16 protein-coding genes and 1 tRNA gene are annotated in these 17,154 nt (G+C 68.5%); 11 read left to right on the top strand and 6 right to left on the bottom strand.

Translation table 11 applies throughout. The features are described from left to right. Window positions 1-52: 52 nt before the first annotated feature. Window positions 53-2,323 (bottom strand): catalase/peroxidase HPI, encoded by a 2,271-nt coding sequence (gene katG / locus ACODSC_RS09760; RefSeq protein WP_488813702.1) that lies wholly within the window; start codon window positions 2,321-2,323, stop codon window positions 53-55. Window positions 2,324-2,467: 144 nt separating this feature from the next. Here katG and ACODSC_RS09755 point away from each other — a divergent pair, with 144 nt between their 5' ends. The 3 genes from ACODSC_RS09755 (at window position 2,468) to ACODSC_RS09745 (ending at window position 5,127) form a co-directional block, all read left to right on the top strand. After that, window positions 2,468-3,367 (top strand): hydrogen peroxide-inducible genes activator, encoded by a 900-nt coding sequence (locus ACODSC_RS09755; RefSeq protein ID WP_488813701.1) that lies wholly within the window; start codon window positions 2,468-2,470, stop codon window positions 3,365-3,367. 40 nt (window positions 3,368-3,407) lie between these two features. Further along, on the top strand, window positions 3,408-3,659 hold the full coding sequence (locus ACODSC_RS09750; protein WP_488813700.1) for a hypothetical protein: 252 nt from the start codon (window positions 3,408-3,410) through the stop codon (window positions 3,657-3,659). A 94-nt stretch (window positions 3,660-3,753) separates the two neighbouring features. Continuing rightward, entirely contained in the window at window positions 3,754-5,127 is a 1,374-nt protein-coding gene (locus ACODSC_RS09745; protein WP_488813699.1) for an NAD-dependent succinate-semialdehyde dehydrogenase, read from the top strand. Window positions 5,128-5,201: 74 nt separating this feature from the next. Here the strand turns inward: ACODSC_RS09745 and acnA are convergent, their stop codons facing one another. Further along, on the bottom strand, window positions 5,202-7,928 hold the full coding sequence (gene acnA, locus ACODSC_RS09740; protein ID WP_488813698.1) for an aconitate hydratase AcnA: 2,727 nt from the start codon (window positions 7,926-7,928) through the stop codon (window positions 5,202-5,204). Window positions 7,929-8,137: 209 nt separating this feature from the next. Here acnA and ccmA point away from each other — a divergent pair, with 209 nt between their 5' ends. Genes ccmA through ACODSC_RS09710 form a run of 6 tightly spaced genes read left to right on the top strand, consistent with a single transcriptional unit; the run spans window position 8,138 to window position 11,363 of the window. Then, the gene (gene ccmA / locus ACODSC_RS09735; RefSeq protein ID WP_488813697.1) at window positions 8,138-8,761 is read left to right on the top strand and encodes a heme ABC exporter ATP-binding protein CcmA; all 624 of its coding nucleotides are present in this window, start codon (window positions 8,138-8,140) and stop codon (window positions 8,759-8,761) included. Next, window positions 8,758-9,468 (top strand): heme exporter protein CcmB, encoded by a 711-nt coding sequence (ccmB, locus tag ACODSC_RS09730; RefSeq protein WP_488813696.1) that lies wholly within the window; start codon window positions 8,758-8,760, stop codon window positions 9,466-9,468. The genes ccmA and ccmB overlap by 4 nt, the downstream gene beginning before the upstream one ends. Before the next feature lie 39 nt (window positions 9,469-9,507). Further along, window positions 9,508-10,227, top strand: a complete 720-nt coding sequence (locus ACODSC_RS09725; protein ID WP_292078909.1) for a heme ABC transporter permease — start codon at window positions 9,508-9,510, stop codon at window positions 10,225-10,227. 3 nt (window positions 10,228-10,230) lie between these two features. Then, window positions 10,231-10,488: a heme exporter protein CcmD gene (ccmD, locus tag ACODSC_RS09720; protein WP_488813695.1), complete on the top strand. Its 258-nt coding sequence runs from the start codon at window positions 10,231-10,233 to the stop codon at window positions 10,486-10,488. Next, window positions 10,485-11,045, top strand: a complete 561-nt coding sequence (locus ACODSC_RS09715; RefSeq protein ID WP_488813694.1) for a DsbE family thiol:disulfide interchange protein — start codon at window positions 10,485-10,487, stop codon at window positions 11,043-11,045. The genes ccmD and ACODSC_RS09715 overlap by 4 nt, the downstream gene beginning before the upstream one ends. 54 nt (window positions 11,046-11,099) lie before the next feature. Next, the gene (locus ACODSC_RS09710) at window positions 11,100-11,363 is read left to right on the top strand and encodes a hypothetical protein (RefSeq protein WP_488813693.1); all 264 of its coding nucleotides are present in this window, start codon (window positions 11,100-11,102) and stop codon (window positions 11,361-11,363) included. 65 nt (window positions 11,364-11,428) lie between these two features. Here ACODSC_RS09710 and ACODSC_RS09705 read toward each other — a convergent pair. Both ACODSC_RS09705 and ACODSC_RS09700 read right to left on the bottom strand, forming a co-directional pair. Then, a tRNA-Gly gene (locus tag ACODSC_RS09705) sits at window positions 11,429-11,503 on the bottom strand. A gap of 184 nt (window positions 11,504-11,687) precedes the next feature. Continuing rightward, on the bottom strand, window positions 11,688-12,470 hold the full coding sequence (locus ACODSC_RS09700) for an SDR family NAD(P)-dependent oxidoreductase (RefSeq protein WP_488813692.1): 783 nt from the start codon (window positions 12,468-12,470) through the stop codon (window positions 11,688-11,690). 56 nt (window positions 12,471-12,526) lie between these two features. On the opposite strand from ACODSC_RS09700, the gene ACODSC_RS09695 reads away from it, so the two are divergent. Next, window positions 12,527-12,925 carry a YkvA family protein gene (locus tag ACODSC_RS09695; protein WP_488813691.1) on the top strand — a complete coding sequence of 133 codons (399 nt, stop codon included), beginning with the start codon at window positions 12,527-12,529 and terminating at the stop codon, window positions 12,923-12,925. Between the two features lie 160 nt (window positions 12,926-13,085). On the opposite strand, the gene ACODSC_RS09690 is transcribed toward ACODSC_RS09695, so the two are convergent. After that, window positions 13,086-14,087 (bottom strand): NADPH:quinone oxidoreductase family protein, encoded by a 1,002-nt coding sequence (locus ACODSC_RS09690; protein ID WP_488813690.1) that lies wholly within the window; start codon window positions 14,085-14,087, stop codon window positions 13,086-13,088. A gap of 144 nt (window positions 14,088-14,231) precedes the next feature. Here ACODSC_RS09690 and ACODSC_RS09685 point away from each other — a divergent pair, with 144 nt between their 5' ends. Continuing rightward, window positions 14,232-15,101: an isoaspartyl peptidase/L-asparaginase family protein gene (locus tag ACODSC_RS09685; RefSeq protein ID WP_488813689.1), complete on the top strand. Its 870-nt coding sequence runs from the start codon at window positions 14,232-14,234 to the stop codon at window positions 15,099-15,101. Between the two features lie 274 nt (window positions 15,102-15,375). On the opposite strand, the gene ACODSC_RS09680 is transcribed toward ACODSC_RS09685, so the two are convergent. Beyond that, window positions 15,376-17,094: an ATP-binding protein gene (locus ACODSC_RS09680; RefSeq protein ID WP_488813688.1), complete on the bottom strand. Its 1,719-nt coding sequence runs from the start codon at window positions 17,092-17,094 to the stop codon at window positions 15,376-15,378. Window positions 17,095-17,154 lie beyond the last annotated feature (60 nt).

Raw genomic sequence — 17,154 nt, 5'->3', positions numbered from 1 at the left:
GGGCCGGACGCGACGGCGTCCGGCCCTTTGCTTCTTCAAACCCGGATGCGGCTCAACCGTGCAGGTCGAACCGGTCCAGCTCGGTCACCTTGGTCCAGGCCGCCACGAAGTCAGACACGAACTTGGCCTCAGCATCCGCCCCGGCATAGACCTCGGCCAGGGCGCGCAGCACGGCGTTGGAGCCGAACACCAGATCGACGCGGGTGCCGGTCCATTTCGGGTCGCCCGTGCGACGGTCGCGCCCTTCGAACACATCCTGGGCGTCCGAGGTCGCCGTCCACTTTACATCCATGTCCAGCAGGTTGACGAAGACGTCGTTGGAAAGCACGCCCGGCCGTTCCGTCAGCACGCCATGCGTCGCCCCGCCGGTATTGATGTTGATGGCGCGCAAGCCCCCGATCAGCACCGTCATCTCCGGCGCCGTCAGCGTCAGCCGCTGCGCCTGGTCGATCAGCAGGGCCTCGGCCGGAACCGCATAGCGGGCCTTCTGGAAGTTGCGGAACCCGTCGGCGACCGGCTCCAGATAGGCGAAGGATTCGACATCCGTCTGCGCCTGGCTGGCGTCCGTCCGACCCGGCGTGAAGGGCACGCTGGCCTCATGGCCGGCCGCCTTGGCCGCCTGTTCGACGCCCGCATTGCCCGCCAGCACGATCAGGTCGGCCATCGAGACGGTCTTGCCGCCCGTCTGGCCCTGGTTGAACTCGAACTGGATGCGCTCCAGCGTCTTCAGCACCCGGTCCAGCTGCTCGGGCTGGTTGGCGGCCCAGTCCTTTTGCGGCGCCAGGCGGATGCGCGCCCCATTGGCCCCGCCGCGCTTGTCCCCGCCCCGGAAGGTCGAGGCCGAGGCCCAGGCCGTGCCCACCAGTTCGGCGGCGCTCAGGTCCGTTGCCAGCACCTTAGCTTTCAGAACCGCCGCATCCGTCGCATCGATCAGCGGGTGATCGACCTCCGGCACGGGATCCTGCCAGATCAGCACTTCGCGCGGGACTTCCGGCCCGACGTAGCGCGAACGCGGTCCCAGATCGCGGTGGGTCAGCTTGAACCAGGCCCGCGCAAAGGCGTCGGCGAAGGCCTGCGGATTGTTCAGGAAGCGGCGCGAGATCTTCTCGTATTCCGGGTCGAACCGCAGCGCCAGGTCGGTCGTCAGCATGGTCGGACGACGCTTCTTGGACGGATCATGGGCGTCGGGAATGATCTCGCCGGCGTCCTTGGCCACCCACTGGTGCGCGCCTGCCGGCGACTTCTCCAGCTCCCATTCGAAGCCGAACAGGTTCTCGAAGAAGAAGTTGCTCCACTGGGCCGGGGTCTGGGTCCAGGTCACTTCCAGCCCGCTGGTGATGGCGTCCCCGGCCTTGCCGGAACGGAAGCTGGAGGCCCAGCCCAGGCCTTGCGCCTCGAGACCGTCCGCCTCGGGCTCGGCCCCGACGTGGTCGGCCGGGCCGGCGCCGTGGGTCTTGCCGAAGGTGTGGCCCCCGGCGATCAGAGCGACGGTCTCCTCGTCGTTCATCGCCATCCGTCCGAAGGTGTCGCGGATGTCGCGGGCGGAGGCGATCGGATCGGGATTGCCGTCCGGCCCTTCCGGATTGACGTAGATCAGACCCATCTGAACCGCCGCCAACGGGTTCTCCAGATCGCGCGAATGCTCGTCGCCGTCAGCATTATCGTCCGAGACCAGCACGGCCTCGTCGCCCGGCTTCACCACCCCGTGCGAGCCGTGAGCGTAGCGTTCGTCGCCGCCCAGCCAGGTCGTCTCACGCCCCCAATAGACGTCCTGATCCGGCTCCCAGACGTCCTCGCGGCCGCCCGCGAACCCGAAGGTGCGGAAGCCCATGGTCTCCAGCGCCACGTTTCCGGTCAGGATCAGCAGGTCGGCCCAGGAGATGGCCTGGCCGTACTTCTGCTTGATCGGCCACAACAGGCGGCGCGACTTGTCGATATTGACGTTGTCGGGCCAGGAGTTCAGCGGCGCGAACCGCTGCTGACCGCGCCCGCCGCCGCCGCGTCCGTCGCCGACGCGATAGGTGCCGGCGCTGTGCCAGGCCATGCGGATGAACTGCGGCCCATAGTGACCGAAGTCCGCCGGCCACCAGTCCTGCGAGTCCGTCATCAGCGCCCGCAGGTCGGCCTTCAGCGCCTCATAGTCCAGCTTGGCGAAGGCCTCGCGGTAGCTGAACCCCTCGCCCAGCGGGTCGGACCGGTTGGAATGCTGGTTCAGCAAGTCGGTGCGCAGTTGGCCCGGCCACCAGTCGCGGTTCTGCACCCCGCCGCCCGCGACGGATTCGGTCGTCCGGCCGGAGAAGGGGCATTTGGCTTCGTCGGTCATGGTGGCGTTTCCCTGCTGGATGAGCGCACGGACATCAGCGTCCGCGATAGCCCTTTTGGTCACGGGGTCATTCGACACGGCCCTAAGAAATAAAGCCAATCGATTATCCTTGGCGTTACCATAGGCCAGGCCTATCTTACAGCCATGCTTCCCACCCTGCGTCAGCTTCAGTATCTCAAGCTCCTGGCCGAACACGGCAGCTTCTCGCGCGCCGCCGAGGCCGCCCACGTCAGCCAGCCCGCGCTCAGCGCCGGGGTGCAGGAGCTGGAGCGCATCCTGGGCGCGCCGGTGGTCGAGCGCGCACGCGGCGCCGTCATCATGACCGCCGTCGGGGCCGAGGCCGTGCGTCGGGCCGAGGACGTGCTGGCCCGGACCGAGGATCTGGTCGAGGCGGCCAAGAACGCCGGCCGCCTGCTGTCGGGCCGCTTCCGCCTGGGCGTCATCCCCACCGTCGCCCCCTTCCTGCTGCCCGCCAAACTGCCGTCGGTGAAGGCCGCCTATCCCAGCCTGAAACTATTCATCCGCGAGGACCTGACGCCCCGCCTGCTCGCCGCCCTGAAGGCGGGTCAGATCGACGCCGCCGTCATCGCCCTGCCTTACGACGCGCCGGGCATCGAACACGCCCGCATCGGCGACGACGAGATCATGGCCGCCGCCCCCCACGATCATGCCCTGGCCGCGCCTGGGCCCATCCGCCCCGGCTCGCTGCGGGCCGAGGATCTGATCCTGCTGGAAGACGGCCACTGCCTGCGCGACCACGCCCTGGCGGCCCTGGACATCGAGGCCCCGCGCGGCGACGACGTCTTCGCCGCCACCAGCCTGCACACCCTGGTCCAGATGGTCGGTTCGGGCCTGGGCGTCTCCTTCCTGCCGAAGATGGCGGTCCAGGCGGGCCTCGCCGACAACCCGTCCGTCGCCATCCGCGCCTTCGAGAACCAGGCCGACGGCGCCCCGCCCCACCGCGAGATCGTCGTCGCCTGGCGCGCCGGCTCCAGCCGCGCCGCCGAGGCCCGGCTGCTGGCGGAGGCCTTAAAGCTCGATTGATCAGTTGACCTGAGCGCCGAACAGGCGACTTGGAATGCGCATGGCAACCGAAACCGTCTACATCGTCCAGGCCTATGTCCAGGGCCGGGGCAAGGCCCTCCGCGCCGAGCCGCAGGTCGGCTGCAAGGACGCCGAGGAGGCGCGCCGCAAGGCCGAACGCCTGGCCCCTTTGCGCCTGGGCGTCGTCGCCTTTGCCGTCTCCGCCGACACCGAAATGGGCGACTATGACGAGGCGCCCACCATCATCTTCAAGTCCGGCCAACTGCCGCCGCCGTTCAGCGACGCGGACTAAGAGGCGGGCAACCGCCCCGCCCAGCACGCGTTCGTTTCCTTAGACAACGGATCGGCGTCGCCCCGGACGTCCGGCCGAAGCTTCAGGACGCCGCATGGCCTATCGCACCCTCAATCCGTTCACCGAACAGACGCTGCAGGAATACCCCGAGCACTCGGACGACGCCGTCGATGCCGCACTGGCGAAGGCCGACGCCGTCTTCCGCTCCGACTGGTCCCAGGGCGACATCCAGCCCCGTCTCGCCGTGCTGAAGTCGCTGTCAGCCCTGCTGACCGAGAACCGCGACAGCCTGGCCCGCACCATCGCCGAGGAGATGGGCAAGCCCCTGCCCCAAGGGCAGGGTGAGATCGACCTGTGCGCCGGTATCGCCGCCTACTATGCCGAAAAGGCCGCCGACTTCCTCAAACCCCAGAAGATCGACAGCGAGTTGGGTGAGGCCTGGGTCGAGTTCCATCCCGTCGGCGTGTTGCTGGCGGTCGAGCCGTGGAACTTCCCCATCTATCAGTTGATCCGCGTCGTCGCCCCCGCCATCGCGGTGGGCAATCCGGTGCTCTACAAGCACGCCGGTATTGTGCCGCGCTGCGCCGCCCGCTTCGCCGAACTGGTCCAGGAAGCCGGCGCCCCTGAGGGCTTCGTCGCCAACCTCTACATCTCCTCGGACAAGGTCGCCGAACTGATCGGCGACGACCGCATCCAGGGCGTAGCCCTGACCGGGTCGGAGGGCGCCGGCGCCAAGGTCTCGGCCCGCGCGTCGGAAATGCTGAAGAAGTCCACGCTGGAACTGGGCGGCAGCGACGTCTTCGTCGTGCTGGACGACGCCGACATCGAAAAGGCGATCGCGGCGGGCGTCGAGGGTCGGCTGTCCAACGCGGGTCAGGTCTGCACCGGCTCCAAACGCTTCATCGTCCAGAAGTCGGTCGCCGACGCCTTCACCACCGGCTTCATCGAAGGCATGAAGAGCGCCGTCATGGGCGACCCGCTGGACGAGGCCACCGTCCTGGGGCCGCTGTCGTCCGAGGACGCGCTGAAAACATTGACCAAACAGGTCGATGAGGCGGTGCGGCACGGCGCCAAGGCCGTCATCGGCGGCAAGCCCGCCGACCGCACTGGCTTCTTCTACGAGCCCACCGTCCTGACCGACGTGGCCCGCGACAACCCGGCCTTCTATCAGGAGTTCTTCGGCCCCGTGGCCCAGGTCTTCGTGGTCGAGGACGACGATGCGGTCGTGGCCCTGGCCAACGATTCCCGCTTCGGCCTGGGCGGGTCGATCTTCTCGGGCGACACGACCCGCGCCCGCAAGCTGGCCTCGCGGATCGAGACCGGCATGGTCTTCATCAACACCACCACGACCTCCATGCCCGAACTGCCGTTCGGCGGCGTCAAACGCTCGGGCTTCGGCCGCGAGCTGGGCGATGTCGGCATCAAGGAGTTCGTGAACCGCAAGCTGGTGGTCGTCGCCGCAAACTGACGCCACCCCTCGCCAAAGCAAAAGGGCCGGCGGATCGCTCCGCCGGCCCTTTCTTCATCTCGGCGAACCGCTGCCTATTCGGCGGCGATCGGCGCTTCGGTTTCCGGGCCGCGCGCCAGGTTGCGCAGCACATAGGGCATGACGCCGCCGGCCAGCAGATAGTCCAGCTCGGTCTGGTTATCGATGCGGCAACGCACGGGGAAGCGGGCCATCTTGCCGTCCGACGGACGGAACAGCTCGACCCACAGGTCCTGGCGGGGCTTCAGCTTGCCGATATTGGCGTCCGACAGGCCGCGGATCGTGACGATCTCCTCGCCCGTCAGTCCCAGCTTCAGCCAGCCGTCCTGCTTGAACTGCAGCGGCACGACGCCCATGCCGACCAGGTTCGAACGGTGGATGCGCTCGAAGCTTTCGGCGATGACGGCGCGGACGCCCAGCAGACGCGTGCCCTTGGCCGCCCAGTCGCGCGACGAGCCGGTGCCGTATTCCTTGCCGGCGAAGACGACCAGCGGCCGGCCTTCCGACTGGTAACGCATGGCGGCGTCATAGATCGACATGGTGTCGTTCGACGGGAAGTGTTTGGTCACGCCGCCCTCGATCTCGGGCGTGATCCGGTTCTTGATGCGGATATTGGCGAAGGTGCCGCGCATCATGACTTCGTGGTTGCCGCGACGGGCGCCGTAGCTGTTGAACTCGGCCGCCTCGACGCCGTGGTTGGTCAGATAGACGCCGGCGGGCGAGGTCTTCTTGATCGAACCGGCCGGGCTGATGTGGTCGGTGGTGATGCTGTCGCCGAAGATGGCCAGAACGCGCGCCTCGACGATGTCCTGGACCGGGGTCAGGTCCATCGACAGGCCTTCGAAGTAGGGCGGGTTGGCGACGTAGGTCGAGCTGTCGTCCCACTCATAGGTCTGACCGCCGGTGACCTTGATCGCCTGCCAGTGCTTGTCGCCCTTGAACACGTCCTTGTAGCGTTTGGCGAACATGGCCGGGGTGACCGACTTCTTCTGGATGTCGGCGATCTCCTGCGAGGTCGGCCAGACATCCTTCAGGAAGACGTCGTTGCCCTTCTTGTCCTGACCGATCGGATCCTTGGTGATGTCGATCCGCATCGAGCCGGCGATGGCATAGGCCACGACCAGCGGCGGCGAGGCCAGGTAGTTGGCCTGGACGTCCGGGTTCACGCGACCTTCGAAGTTGCGGTTGCCCGAGAGCACGCTCGTGGCGACCAGGGCGTTGTCGTTGATCGCCTTGGAGATCGCCGAGTCCAGCGGGCCCGAGTTGCCGATACAGGTGGTGCAGCCATAGCCGACCAGGTTGAAGCCCAGGGCGTCCAGGTCCTTTTGCAGGCCGGCGTCGGTCAGATAGTCGGTGACGACCTGAGAGCCCGGCGCCAGCGAGGTCTTGACCCACGGCTTGGCCTTCAGGCCCAGGGCATTGGCCTTGCGCGCCACCAGGCCGGCGGCGATCAGCACCGACGGGTTGGAGGTGTTGGTGCACGAGGTGATGGCCGCGATGACCACGTCGCCGTCGCCGACGGTGAACTTCTGGCCATCGACCGACACGCGCTCGGCGTCGGTCGGGCGGCTGAACACTTCCGCCAGGGCGGTTTCGAAGGCGGGGGCGGCGGTGGTCAGTTCGACGCGGTCCTGCGGACGCTTCGGACCCGCCAGCGACGGCACGACGGTCGAGATGTCCAGTTCCAGCACGTCGGTGAAGACCGGGTCTTCCGAGGTTTCGTCGATCCACAGGCCTTGGGCCTTGGCGTAGGCTTCGACCAGGGCGACGCGCGCCTTGTCGCGGCCCGTGGCGGTCAGATAGCCGATGGTGGCGGCCGAGACGGGGAAGAAGCCGCAGGTGGCGCCGTATTCCGGGGCCATGTTGGCGATGGTCGCCTGGTCTTCGATGGTCATGTTCGGCAGGGCGTCGCCGAAGAATTCGACGAACTTGCCGACCACGCCCTTCTTGCGCAGCATCTGGGTGACGGTCAGCACCAGGTCGGTCGCCGTCGTGCCTTCCGGCATGGCGCCGGTCAGTTTGAAGCCGATGACCTCGGGGATCAGCATCGGGATCGGCTGGCCCAGCATGGCCGCCTCGGCCTCGATGCCGCCAACGCCCCAGCCCAGGACGGCCAGGCCGTTGATCATGGTGGTGTGGCTGTCGGTGCCGACGACGGTGTCGGGATAGGCGACGGTCTTCTTGCCTTCTTCCAGGGTCCAGACGGTCTGGGCCAGGTTCTCCAGGTTCACCTGATGGCAGATGCCGGTGCCGGGGGGCACGACGCGGAAGTTGTTGAAGGCCGACGACCCCCAGCGCAGGAAGTTGTAGCGCTCGATGTTGCGTTCGTATTCGCGCTCGACGTTCTGGCCAAAGGCCTTGGACGTGCCGAAGTTGTCGACCATCACCGAGTGGTCGATGACCAGATCGACCGGCACCAGCGGGTTGATCTTGGCGGCGTCGGCGCCCAGGGCGCTCATGGCGTCGCGCATGGCGGCCAGGTCGACCACGGCGGGGACGCCGGTGAAGTCCTGCATCAGGACGCGGGCCGGGCGGAAGGCGATCTCGTGCTCGACCGAGCCCTTGTTCTCGACCCAGGCGGCGACGGCGCGCAGGTCGGCTTCGGTGACGGACACGCCGTCCTCGTTGCGCAGCAGGTTCTCCAGCAGCACCTTCATCGAGCGCGGCAGGCGGGAAATCCCGGTCAGACCGGCTTCCTCGGCGGCGGGAAGGCTGTAATAGGCGTATTTCTTACGCCCGACGGAAAGGTCCTGGCGGGTCTTGAAGCTGTCGTTCGACGGCATGGAGTCTTCCTCTGGTCAGCGCCGCCCGACAATCCGGTTGCGCCTTCGCGCGACAGACGCAGCGGCTCACAGGGCCCCTGCGCGCGCGGCGAAAGCCTGCTGCGGCGACCGTGCCTATAGCTCCACGGGACCCGACCGTCCATGTGTCCACACCCTCGACAGGGACATTGAGAAGGGTTCGCAGATTCGCGAACCTGGCGGGGGCGTAGATGATCCACACCCTCACCCTCTCCGACCTGACCGTCTCGCGCGGCGAGCGGAGGCTGTTCCACGGCCTCGACCTGACGCTGCGCGCCGGCGAGGTCCTGGCCCTGACGGGTGCGAACGGTGCGGGCAAGACCAGCCTGTTGCGCACCATCGCCGGCCTGCTGCGGCCCGACGCGGGAACCGTCGCCTTTCAGGACGGCGACGGCAATCCGCTGGACGAGCGGCAGGCGCGCGGGCGAGAGACCCATTTCCTGGGCCATCTGGACGGTCTAAAGGGCGGCCGGACGGCCCGCGAGGAGCTGGGGTTCCAGTGCGACTGGCTGGGCCACACCCAGTATGGCCTCGATCACGCCGTCGAAGCCTTCGGCCTGAAACCCCTGCTGGACCTGGAGGTCCGTCGCCTGTCCGCCGGCCAGCGCCGCCGTCTGGCCATGGGCCGGCTGGTCGGATCGCCGCGCGCCCTGTGGCTGCTGGACGAGCCCATGGCGCCGCTCGACGCCCGCTGGCGCGAGGCCTTCGCCGAACAGATGAAGCGCCATCTCGACGCGGACGGCCTGATCGTCGCCGCCGTCCACGACCCTCTGCCCCTGCCGACCCGCGCTCTCGACCTGGGGAGCCTCAAATGAACCGTCGCGACCTCGATCAGGAACCCCGCCCGCCCGGCCTGCGCGGCGCCACGCGCGTCCTGTTGGAACGCGAGCTGGACCTGGCGTGGGGCGGGGGCGGCGGGCCGCTGCTGGCCTGCGGCTTCTTCGCCTGTCTGACCGCCATCCTGCCGCTGGCGGCCGGCGGCGACCCCCGCACGCTCGGCCCGGTCGCGGGCGGCGTCGCCTGGCTGGCCCTGGCCCTGGCGTCCCTGCTGTCGCTGGAGCGGCTGTTCGAGCGGGACATGGAAGACGGCGGCCTGGACCTGCTGGCGCTCGGCCATCTGTCGCTGGAGCAGGTCGTGCTGATCAAGGCCCTGGCCCAGTGGATCGCCGTCGGCCTGCCGCTCGCCCTGACCGCCCCCGTCGCCGCCCTTGCGCTTGGCCTGCCCGCGCCGTTGACGCCGCTCGTCGCCCTGACCGCCCTGATCGGCGGCGCGGGCTTCGCCTTCACCGGCGCGCTGGGCGCAGCGCTCGCGCTGGGCGCCAAGCGCGGCGGCCTGCTGATCGCCGTGGTCGTCCTGCCGCTGTTCATTCCGCCCGTGGTCTTCGGCGCCGGCGCCCTGGAACGCGCCGCCTCGGGTCAGCCCGTCGCTCCGGCCCTGGCTTTGCTTTGCGCCTACGTCCTGTTCGCCGCCGTCATTGCGCCCTTCGCCGGCGCCGCCGCCGTTCGGAACGCGCAAGGGTGAGCTTGCCCGCCGCCCCTTCGCCGCGTAAGCGCTGAACCGATGTTCGGCCTGTCCAATCCGCAGCGCTTCATGGCCTTCACCGGCCCGTTGACGCCCGTTCTGTGGGGTCTCGCCGCCGTGCTGCTGGGCGTTGGCGCCTGGCTCAGCTTCTCGGTCCCTGCCGATTATCAGCAGGGCGACACGGTTCGGATCATGTTCGTCCATGTGCCCGCCGCCACCCTGGGCCTGGGCGCCTATGCGGCCCTGGGCGTCTCCAGCTTCTTCGCCCTGGTGTTTCGTCATGCCTTGGCCGACGCCGCCGCCCGCGCCGCCGCCCTGCCCGGCGCGGCCTTCACGGCCCTGGCCCTGTTCACCGGCTCGCTGTGGGGCCAGCCGATGTGGGGGACCTGGTGGGTGTGGGACGCGCGCCTGACCAGCGTGCTGGTGCTGTTCCTCTTCTATCTCGGCTATATGGCGCTGCGAGCCTCGATCGACGACGAGCAGAAGGCCGGGCGCGCCGCCGCCGTCCTGGGCCTCGTCGGCCTGATCAACCTGCCGATCGTCAAATTCTCGGTCGACTGGTGGAACACCCTGCACCAGCCCGCCAGCTTCCTGACCCCCGGATCGTCGGGCCTGGATCCCGTCTATCTGCCGCCCTTCCTGACCATGTTGGCGGCCTATGGGGTGCTGTTCCTCGCCCTGTGGCTGACGGCCATCCGCACCGAGATCCGCCGCCGCCGCGTCATGACCCTGCGCGCCCGTTCAGCTCAGGAGGCTTAAGCGATGCTCGACCTCGACATGACCCCCTACGCCGCCTTCGTCTGGCCCGCCTGGGCCGTCAGCGCCCTGGTCCTGACCGCCCTGAGCGCTCGCGCCGTGATCGCCTCGCGCAAATGGAAGCGGGAACTGGCCAGACTTGAGGCAGACCAAGGCACACCCCCGCAAGCAGCGGACACCAACCGCCCTCAAGTCGCGCGAAGCGCGGTAGGGCCAAAAGAACGTCCTCAAGCAGCGCAAGGCGCGATAGGGCCCAAAAAATGAACCGCTGGCTGGCCCTTATTCCGCTGGTCGTCCTCGCGGCGCTGGCGGCCCTGTTCGTCGGCTGGTCGCTGAAGCGCGACCCCGCCTTCAAGCCTGACGCCCTGGTCGGCCAGACCATTCCCGAGACCGTCCTTCCGCTGCTGTCGGGCGATCAGGCGGCGCCGGGCAATCTGGACCTGAAGACCGCCGGCGTCGGTCGGCCCATGCTGGTCAATGTCTTCGCCTCCTGGTGCGCGCCGTGCCGGATCGAACATCCCAAACTGCTGGCGCTGAAGGCGCGCGGGATCGCCGTCGTCGGCGTCGCCTACAAGGACGAGCCGGTCGCCACCCGCGCCTTCCTGGACGAGCTGGGCGACCCCTATTCCATGGTTCTGGTGGACCGCGAGGGCCGTGCGGGCCTCGACCTGGGCATCTCCGGCGTGCCCGAGACCTTCGCCGTCGACGCCATGGGCCGGATCACCGCCAAACAGTCCGGCCCCCTGCTGGACGACGCCGACATCGAGCGGCTGGTCGCCTCCATGCAGGCCCCGCCGCGCCCCGCTCCGCGTCCGCGATAACCCCCCTACCGGCGCGTTAACCCTTTTTCGAGGCTTTGCATTAACCATACCGGCATGAGCGCGATTCGCACCGGCCTGCCGCTGAACATGCCCGCACCGGGCCTCGACCTGCCGAGCGCACGCAACGCTCAGGCGGCCTTCTTCCGCGCCGCCCTGGATCAGACGGCGCCGCCCAAGCCGCCCCTGCCCTCGGCCGCCGTCATGTCGAACATCCGGACCGTCAGCCCTTCGCGCCCCCCCGAGCCGCTCCCGGCCGCGCCCGAGCGCGAGGAGCCCCGCATCATGCGTCCCGGCTCCTATCTCGACATCCGAGTCTGATTACAGCCTGAAACGCAAAACGGGCCTGACCGACTGGCCAGACCCGTTTTCGATGCATCCCGACTTGGAGCGGGCGAAGAGATTCGAACTCTCGACCCCAACCTTGGCAAGGTTGTGCTCTACCACTGAGCTACGCCCGCACTCCGTAGGAGCTAGGTGCGCTCCCCGTCGAGGAGGGGGCGTATAGCGGAGGGTTGAGCGGTTCCGCAAGAGGTTTTTTCGACCTATCGCGGTTCGCGTCGCCCGCGTCGGAAAGCGCCGCCGAAACGCTCCCGGCGCTCACCGTCTGATCGCCTTCGCGCTCAAGCGACGAGCCGCCGCGCGTCAGCGCGGCGCCAACCTGATAGCCCCGTCCAGGCGGATGCATTCGCCGTTGATATAGACGTTGCGCGCCAGTTCCAGCACCAGGGACGCATAGTCGGCCGGCGTGCCCAGGCGGCTGGGGAAGGGGATGGCGGCGGCCAGGGCGTCCTGGATCTTCTGGTCCATGCCGGCCATCATCGGCGTCCACATGATGCCGGGCAGTATGGTGTTGCAGCGCACGCCTTCCTGAGCCAGATCGCGCGCCACCGGCAGGGTCATCGCATAGACGCCGCCCTTGGACGCCGAATAGGCCGCCTGGCCGATCTGGCCGTCCTGGGCCGCTACGGACGCCGTATTGACGATCAGGCCGCGCTCGCCGTCCGCCATCGGCTCCAGCGTCACCATGCCCGCCGCCGACTGCGACAGGACGCGGAAGGTGCCGAACAGATTGACCCGCACCGTGCGTTCGAACTGAGCCATGTCGTGGGCGCGGATTTCCCCGGTGTCCTTCTTGCGCGAGACGGTCTTCTGACCCGTGGCGATGCCGGCGCAGTTGACGGTCAGCCGCTCCTGGCCGTGGGCGGCGCGGGCCTTTTCGAAGGCGGCGGCGACCGAGGCGTCGTCGGTCACGTCCACCTTGCAGAAGACGCCGCCGATTTCCCTGGCGATCGCCTCGCCCCGCTCTTCGTTCAGGTCGAACAGGGCGACCCGTGCGCCCGTCGCGGCGATGGCGCGGGCCGTGCCTTCGCCCAGACCCGAGGCCCCGCCGGTGACCACGGCGGCGATCGTGTTGTCGAGTTTCATCCTGATCGTTCCTATGTATTGTTTGAACCTGAGTTTCTTTTGAGGATTTAGCGGCCATGACCGCCAAAGCCAAACCCGCCGATCCATCCGACGCGCTGGACCCGAAAAAGGCCCTCGTCCCTTCCGTCGTGAAGGTCAACGAGGCGCGCGTGACCAGGGGCTTCTGGCCCAAGATCACCCGCACGGCCGCCCGCATCCCCTTCGCCGACCAGGCCCTGGCCGCCTGGTACGCCGCGCGCGATCCGCAGACGCCGATGGCCGCCAAGGGGATGATCTTCGCCGGCCTGGCCTATTTCGTCCTGCCCGTGGACGCCATTCCCGATATCTTCGCCGGCATCGGCTACACCGACGACGCCGCCGTGATCACTGCCGTCCTGGCCATGGTCGGCGCCAACATCAAACGCCGCCACCGCGACAAGGCCGAGGATGCGGTCCAGCGGTTGAAGGACAAATGACGATCCTCCCCCGAGAAGCGTAGCGGAACGGGGGAGGGGGACCGCGAAGCGGTGGAGGGGGCGGACCCGCACTCCATTGCTAGACGTTCAACATCCAGCCCGATTTCGCCCCCTCCACCACGCTGCGCGCGGTCCCCCTCCCCCGCTGCGCTGGGGAGGATTAGCTCTCCACCGTCACCACGATCTTGCCCAGGGCCTGACGGTCGCCCAGGGCCTTGATCGCCTCGCCGGCCTTCTCCAGGGGGAAGGTCTTCGACACGCGCGGCTTGATCTTGCCGTCGGCGTACATCTGCATCAGTTCGGCCATGTTGGCGGCGTGCCCCTTGGGATCGCGCGCGACGGCCGCGCCCCAGAAGACCCCGATCACCGACACCGACTTCAGCAGGGTCAGGTTCAGCGGCAGGGACGGGATCCCCGCCGGGAAGCCGACCACCAGATACCGCCCGTTCCAGTCCATGGCCCTGAGCGCCGGATCGCAATAGTCCCCGCCCACCGCATCATAGACCACGTCGGCGCCGTCGCGGCCGGTGGCCAGCCGGAACTCGCCGGACAGCTCCTTCTGCGCCGCCTTGTCCATCGGCCCGGACGGATAGATCAGGCCGTTGTCGGCCCCCAGGTCCAGGGCGAACTGGACCTTGTCGTTGGTCGAGGCGGCGGCGACGACCCGCGCGCCCATGGCCTTGCCCAGTTCGACGGCGGCGGCGCCCACGCCCCCGGCCGCGCCCAGCACCAGCAGGGTCTCGCCGGCCTTCAGCTGCGCCCGGTCCTTCAGCGCATAATAGCTGGTGCCATAGGTCATGATCAGGGCCGCCGCCTCCTCGAAGCTCATCGCCTCGGGAATGGGGATGACCGTCTCGGCCCGCACGGCCAGCCGCTCCACCAGCCCGCCCCAGCCCGGCACGGCGATGACGCGATCGCCCTTGCGCACGCCCTTGACGCCCTCGCCCACCGCCTCGACCACGCCCGCGACCTCGGCGCCGGGCGAGAAGGGCCGTTCGGGCCGGAACTGGTATTTGTCCTCGATGATCAGCGTGTCGGGATAGTTGATCCCCACCGCCTTGACCTCGATGACCACCTCGCCCGCCTTGGGCGTCGGATCGAGCACGTCCTCAATCACCAGGGTTTCGGGACCGCCAGGCGCTTTCGAAAGAACAGCACGCATCAAAGTTTCCTTTCTGGGCCTACCGCGCTTCGCGCTGCTTGAGGCCGTTTTCCCTGGACCGACATGGCGCGGCCTTCATCGCGACGCTAAAGAGCGCCACGCCCGATTGAAAGAGGCGACGAAGACCAGGCTCAGGAAGACGACATGACCGCCCTCATCCTCCACGGCGGCGCCGGCGCCCGGCGCGAACGCAACTACGACGCCGAGGTCGTCCACATGCGTGAAGTGGTCGAGGCCATGAAGGTCCGGTTGGACGCGGGCGACAGCGCCCTGGACGTCGCCACCGCCGCCATCGTCATGCTGGAGGATTCCGGCCTCTACGTCGCGGGCAAGGGCGCCTCGCCCAACTTAGCCGGCGCCTATGAGCTAGACGCCAGCATCATGGACGGATCGACCAAGCGCGCCGGCGCCGTCGCCGCCCTGCAGGGCTTCCGCAACCCCGTCGTCGCCGCCCGCGCGGTTATGGACCGCACCCCCCACGTCATGCTGGTGGGTGAGGGCGCGGCCCTGTTCGCCCATGACCAGGGGCTGGAGCCCATCGCCGACGAGACCGCCTGGTTCACCGGCGCCGGCCAGGGTGAGGACAACCACCCGCCCGGAACCCTCAGCCACGGCACCGTCGGCGCCTGCGTTCTGGACAGCCAGGGCCGCCTCGCCGCCGCCACCTCGACCGCCGGGGTCTTCGGCAAGATGCCAGGCCGCGTGGGCGACACCCCCATCCCCGCCGCCGGAACCTGGGCCGACGGCCGCGCCGCCGCCTCCTGCACCGGTCAGGGCGAATATTTCATCCGCGTCGCCGCCGCCGCCCAGGTCGCCTGGCGCGTCGCCGCCGGCCAGACCCTGGCCCAGGCTACCCAGGCTGTCATCGACGAGATCGGCGAAATGGGTGGCGACGGCGGCATGATCGCCCTGGACGCCGCCGGAAACATCGCCGCCCCCTTCAACAGCCAGGGCATGAAACACGCCTGGCTGACCCCCGCCGGCGAGATCGGCGTCGAGGTCTTCAGGGATTAGATCGGGGCGGCTGAGTTGGACGAGGCGACCCCTCAGCTCCGTTCAGACAGTGGGTTCATCACAGCGGTCACGACGAGGTCACGACGACACGACGAAGCCGTACCGGTTCGGAACGTCTCGATGGCCTGCGGCGGCGAAGCCGAAGATCAATCCGCCGCCCGAACATGGAACTGAGAACCGACGCGCGTTCGGTCCCGTCGTGTTCTCCGTGACCTCGTTGCGCCCGTTGTGACGAACATCTTTCAGGCTCGCATCGACCAAGGCGACGATTGCTCTAGGTCCGGGCGGCCATCACATCGGAAATGGTGGTCAGCAGCACCTTCAGGTCGATGGGCTTGGCGACCACCGCATCCATGCCCGCCTCCAGATAGGCCTCGACCTGCTCCACCATCGCATTGGCGGTCAGGGCGATGATCGGGGTGCGCGCCAGTCCCTCGTCGGCCTCGCGCTGGCGGATGGTCCGCGTCGCGGTCGGTCCGTCCATGTTCGGCATCTGCACGTCCATCAGGATCAGGTCCCACGCCTGCGCTTGCGTCGCCTTCACCGCCTCAAGCCCGTCCTCCACGATCTCGACCTCGATCCCGACCTGGCCCAGCAGGCCCCGGATCACCTGCTGATTGACCGGATGGTCCTCGGCCACCAGCACCCGCAGCGCCCTCTCCGGCTCGGCGTCCGACGCGTCGTCACCCTGCACAGGCTGCGTCCGCTTCAGCGGCAGGGTGACGATGAAGGTCGCCCCCTCGCCGGCCTCGCTCTCGACCGCGATCCGACCGCCCAGCAGGTCCACCAGCGCCGCCACGATCGACAAGCCCAGCCCCGCCCCGTCGCGGCGATCGACCGCCGCCGCCTCGATCTGGGCGAAACGCGTGAACAGATGCCCGATCTGGTCGACCGGTATGCCCCGCCCGGTGTCGGAGACCCGGAACGCCACCCCGGCGTCCGTGCGCGCGACATCCAGCGCCACCTCGCCCTCGGCCGTGAACTTGATGGCGTTGGACAGCAGGTTGAACAGGATCTGGCGCAGCCGCACCGGATCGACCTCGACCCAGCCCAGGCCCGGCGTCTCGATGCGGAAGTCCAGCCCCTTGCTCTCGGCCAGGGGGCGCAGGGCCTCGGTCACCTCGTGGATCAGGGCGTCGGCGTCCACCGGCTGCGACACGATCTCCAGCCGCCCCTCCTCGATGCGCGACAGGTCCAGGATCTGGTTGATCAGATCCAGCAGGGTGTGGGCCGACCGGTTCAGAATCTTCAGCCGCGCCCTCTGCCGATCCTCCAGCCCGTCGCCGGCCATGATCTGCGCCATGCCGATGACGCCGTTCAGGGGGGTGCGGATCTCGTGGCTCATATTGGCCAGGAAGCGGGACTTGGCGGCGTTCGCCTCATCCGCCTCGCGCCGCGCCGACCGGGCCGCGTCCCGATCCAGAACGGCGGTCTCGTGGGCGGCCTGAACCTCGGCCAGCAGGGCCGTGTTGCGCTGGTCGGCGGCGAACAGCTCGCGCCACAGGGCGTGGGTCTCGCGCGCGATGATGACCAGAATGGTCGTCAGCAGGACGAAGGCGCCAGCCACAGCCAGACCATGCGGCCCGACCAGCGACGGATAGATCACCACCCCGACGGTCACGAAGATCGGCGCCGCCGCCAGCCCCAGCAGCCGAGGGGCCGAATTGAACTGCACCAGGGCCACGCCGATCGACCAGACCTGGATCAGCAGCACCACCAGCATCGCCGCCACGCTGGGGTCCAGCAGCCAGGCGGCCAGCGGGCCGGAGACCCCCAGGGCGAATCGGACGGCGACGATCAGCATCAGCACGACGGGCCAGCCCGACGCGGGCGGCGGCGCCTGCCGATACCGCCGGATACGCCGCTGCGCCCAGGCGTCGAAAGCCATGCCGACAAGGCAGAACCCCAGGGCCAGCCAAGGCTGCCCCAGCGCCGCCACGATCAGCCCGGCCGACAGCCAGCTGCCGTAAAGGACCGCCGGAGCGGTAACCATATTTCGAAGGGTGAAGGTCCAGACCGCGATTTTCTCGTCAGAGACAGCTGTCGCTTTCGC

The organism is Brevundimonas sp. FG128 (assembly GCF_057809775.1).
This window is presented reverse-complemented; position numbering and strand designations above follow the sequence as displayed.

Bases quoted from the DNA above. Each gene is read 5' to 3' on its own strand.
- katG (WP_488813702.1), bottom strand. From the start codon at position 2,323: ATGACCGACGAAGCCAAATGCCCCTTCTCCGGCCGGACGACCGAATCC.
- ACODSC_RS09755 (WP_488813701.1), top strand. From the start codon at position 2,468: ATGCTTCCCACCCTGCGTCAGCTTCAGTATCTCAAGCTCCTGGCCGAA.
- ACODSC_RS09750 (WP_488813700.1), top strand. From the start codon at position 3,408: ATGGCAACCGAAACCGTCTACATCGTCCAGGCCTATGTCCAGGGCCGG.
- ACODSC_RS09745 (WP_488813699.1), top strand. From the start codon at position 3,754: ATGGCCTATCGCACCCTCAATCCGTTCACCGAACAGACGCTGCAGGAA.
- acnA (WP_488813698.1), bottom strand. From the start codon at position 7,928: ATGCCGTCGAACGACAGCTTCAAGACCCGCCAGGACCTTTCCGTCGGG.
- ccmA (WP_488813697.1), top strand. From the start codon at position 8,138: ATGATCCACACCCTCACCCTCTCCGACCTGACCGTCTCGCGCGGCGAG.
- ccmB (WP_488813696.1), top strand. From the start codon at position 8,758: ATGAACCGTCGCGACCTCGATCAGGAACCCCGCCCGCCCGGCCTGCGC.
- ACODSC_RS09725 (WP_292078909.1), top strand. From the start codon at position 9,508: ATGTTCGGCCTGTCCAATCCGCAGCGCTTCATGGCCTTCACCGGCCCG.
- ccmD (WP_488813695.1), top strand. From the start codon at position 10,231: ATGCTCGACCTCGACATGACCCCCTACGCCGCCTTCGTCTGGCCCGCC.
- ACODSC_RS09715 (WP_488813694.1), top strand. From the start codon at position 10,485: ATGAACCGCTGGCTGGCCCTTATTCCGCTGGTCGTCCTCGCGGCGCTG.
- ACODSC_RS09710 (WP_488813693.1), top strand. From the start codon at position 11,100: ATGAGCGCGATTCGCACCGGCCTGCCGCTGAACATGCCCGCACCGGGC.
- ACODSC_RS09700 (WP_488813692.1), bottom strand. From the start codon at position 12,470: ATGAAACTCGACAACACGATCGCCGCCGTGGTCACCGGCGGGGCCTCG.
- ACODSC_RS09695 (WP_488813691.1), top strand. From the start codon at position 12,527: ATGACCGCCAAAGCCAAACCCGCCGATCCATCCGACGCGCTGGACCCG.
- ACODSC_RS09690 (WP_488813690.1), bottom strand. From the start codon at position 14,087: ATGCGTGCTGTTCTTTCGAAAGCGCCTGGCGGTCCCGAAACCCTGGTG.
- ACODSC_RS09685 (WP_488813689.1), top strand. From the start codon at position 14,232: ATGACCGCCCTCATCCTCCACGGCGGCGCCGGCGCCCGGCGCGAACGC.
- ACODSC_RS09680 (WP_488813688.1), bottom strand. From the start codon at position 17,094: ATGGTTACCGCTCCGGCGGTCCTTTACGGCAGCTGGCTGTCGGCCGGG.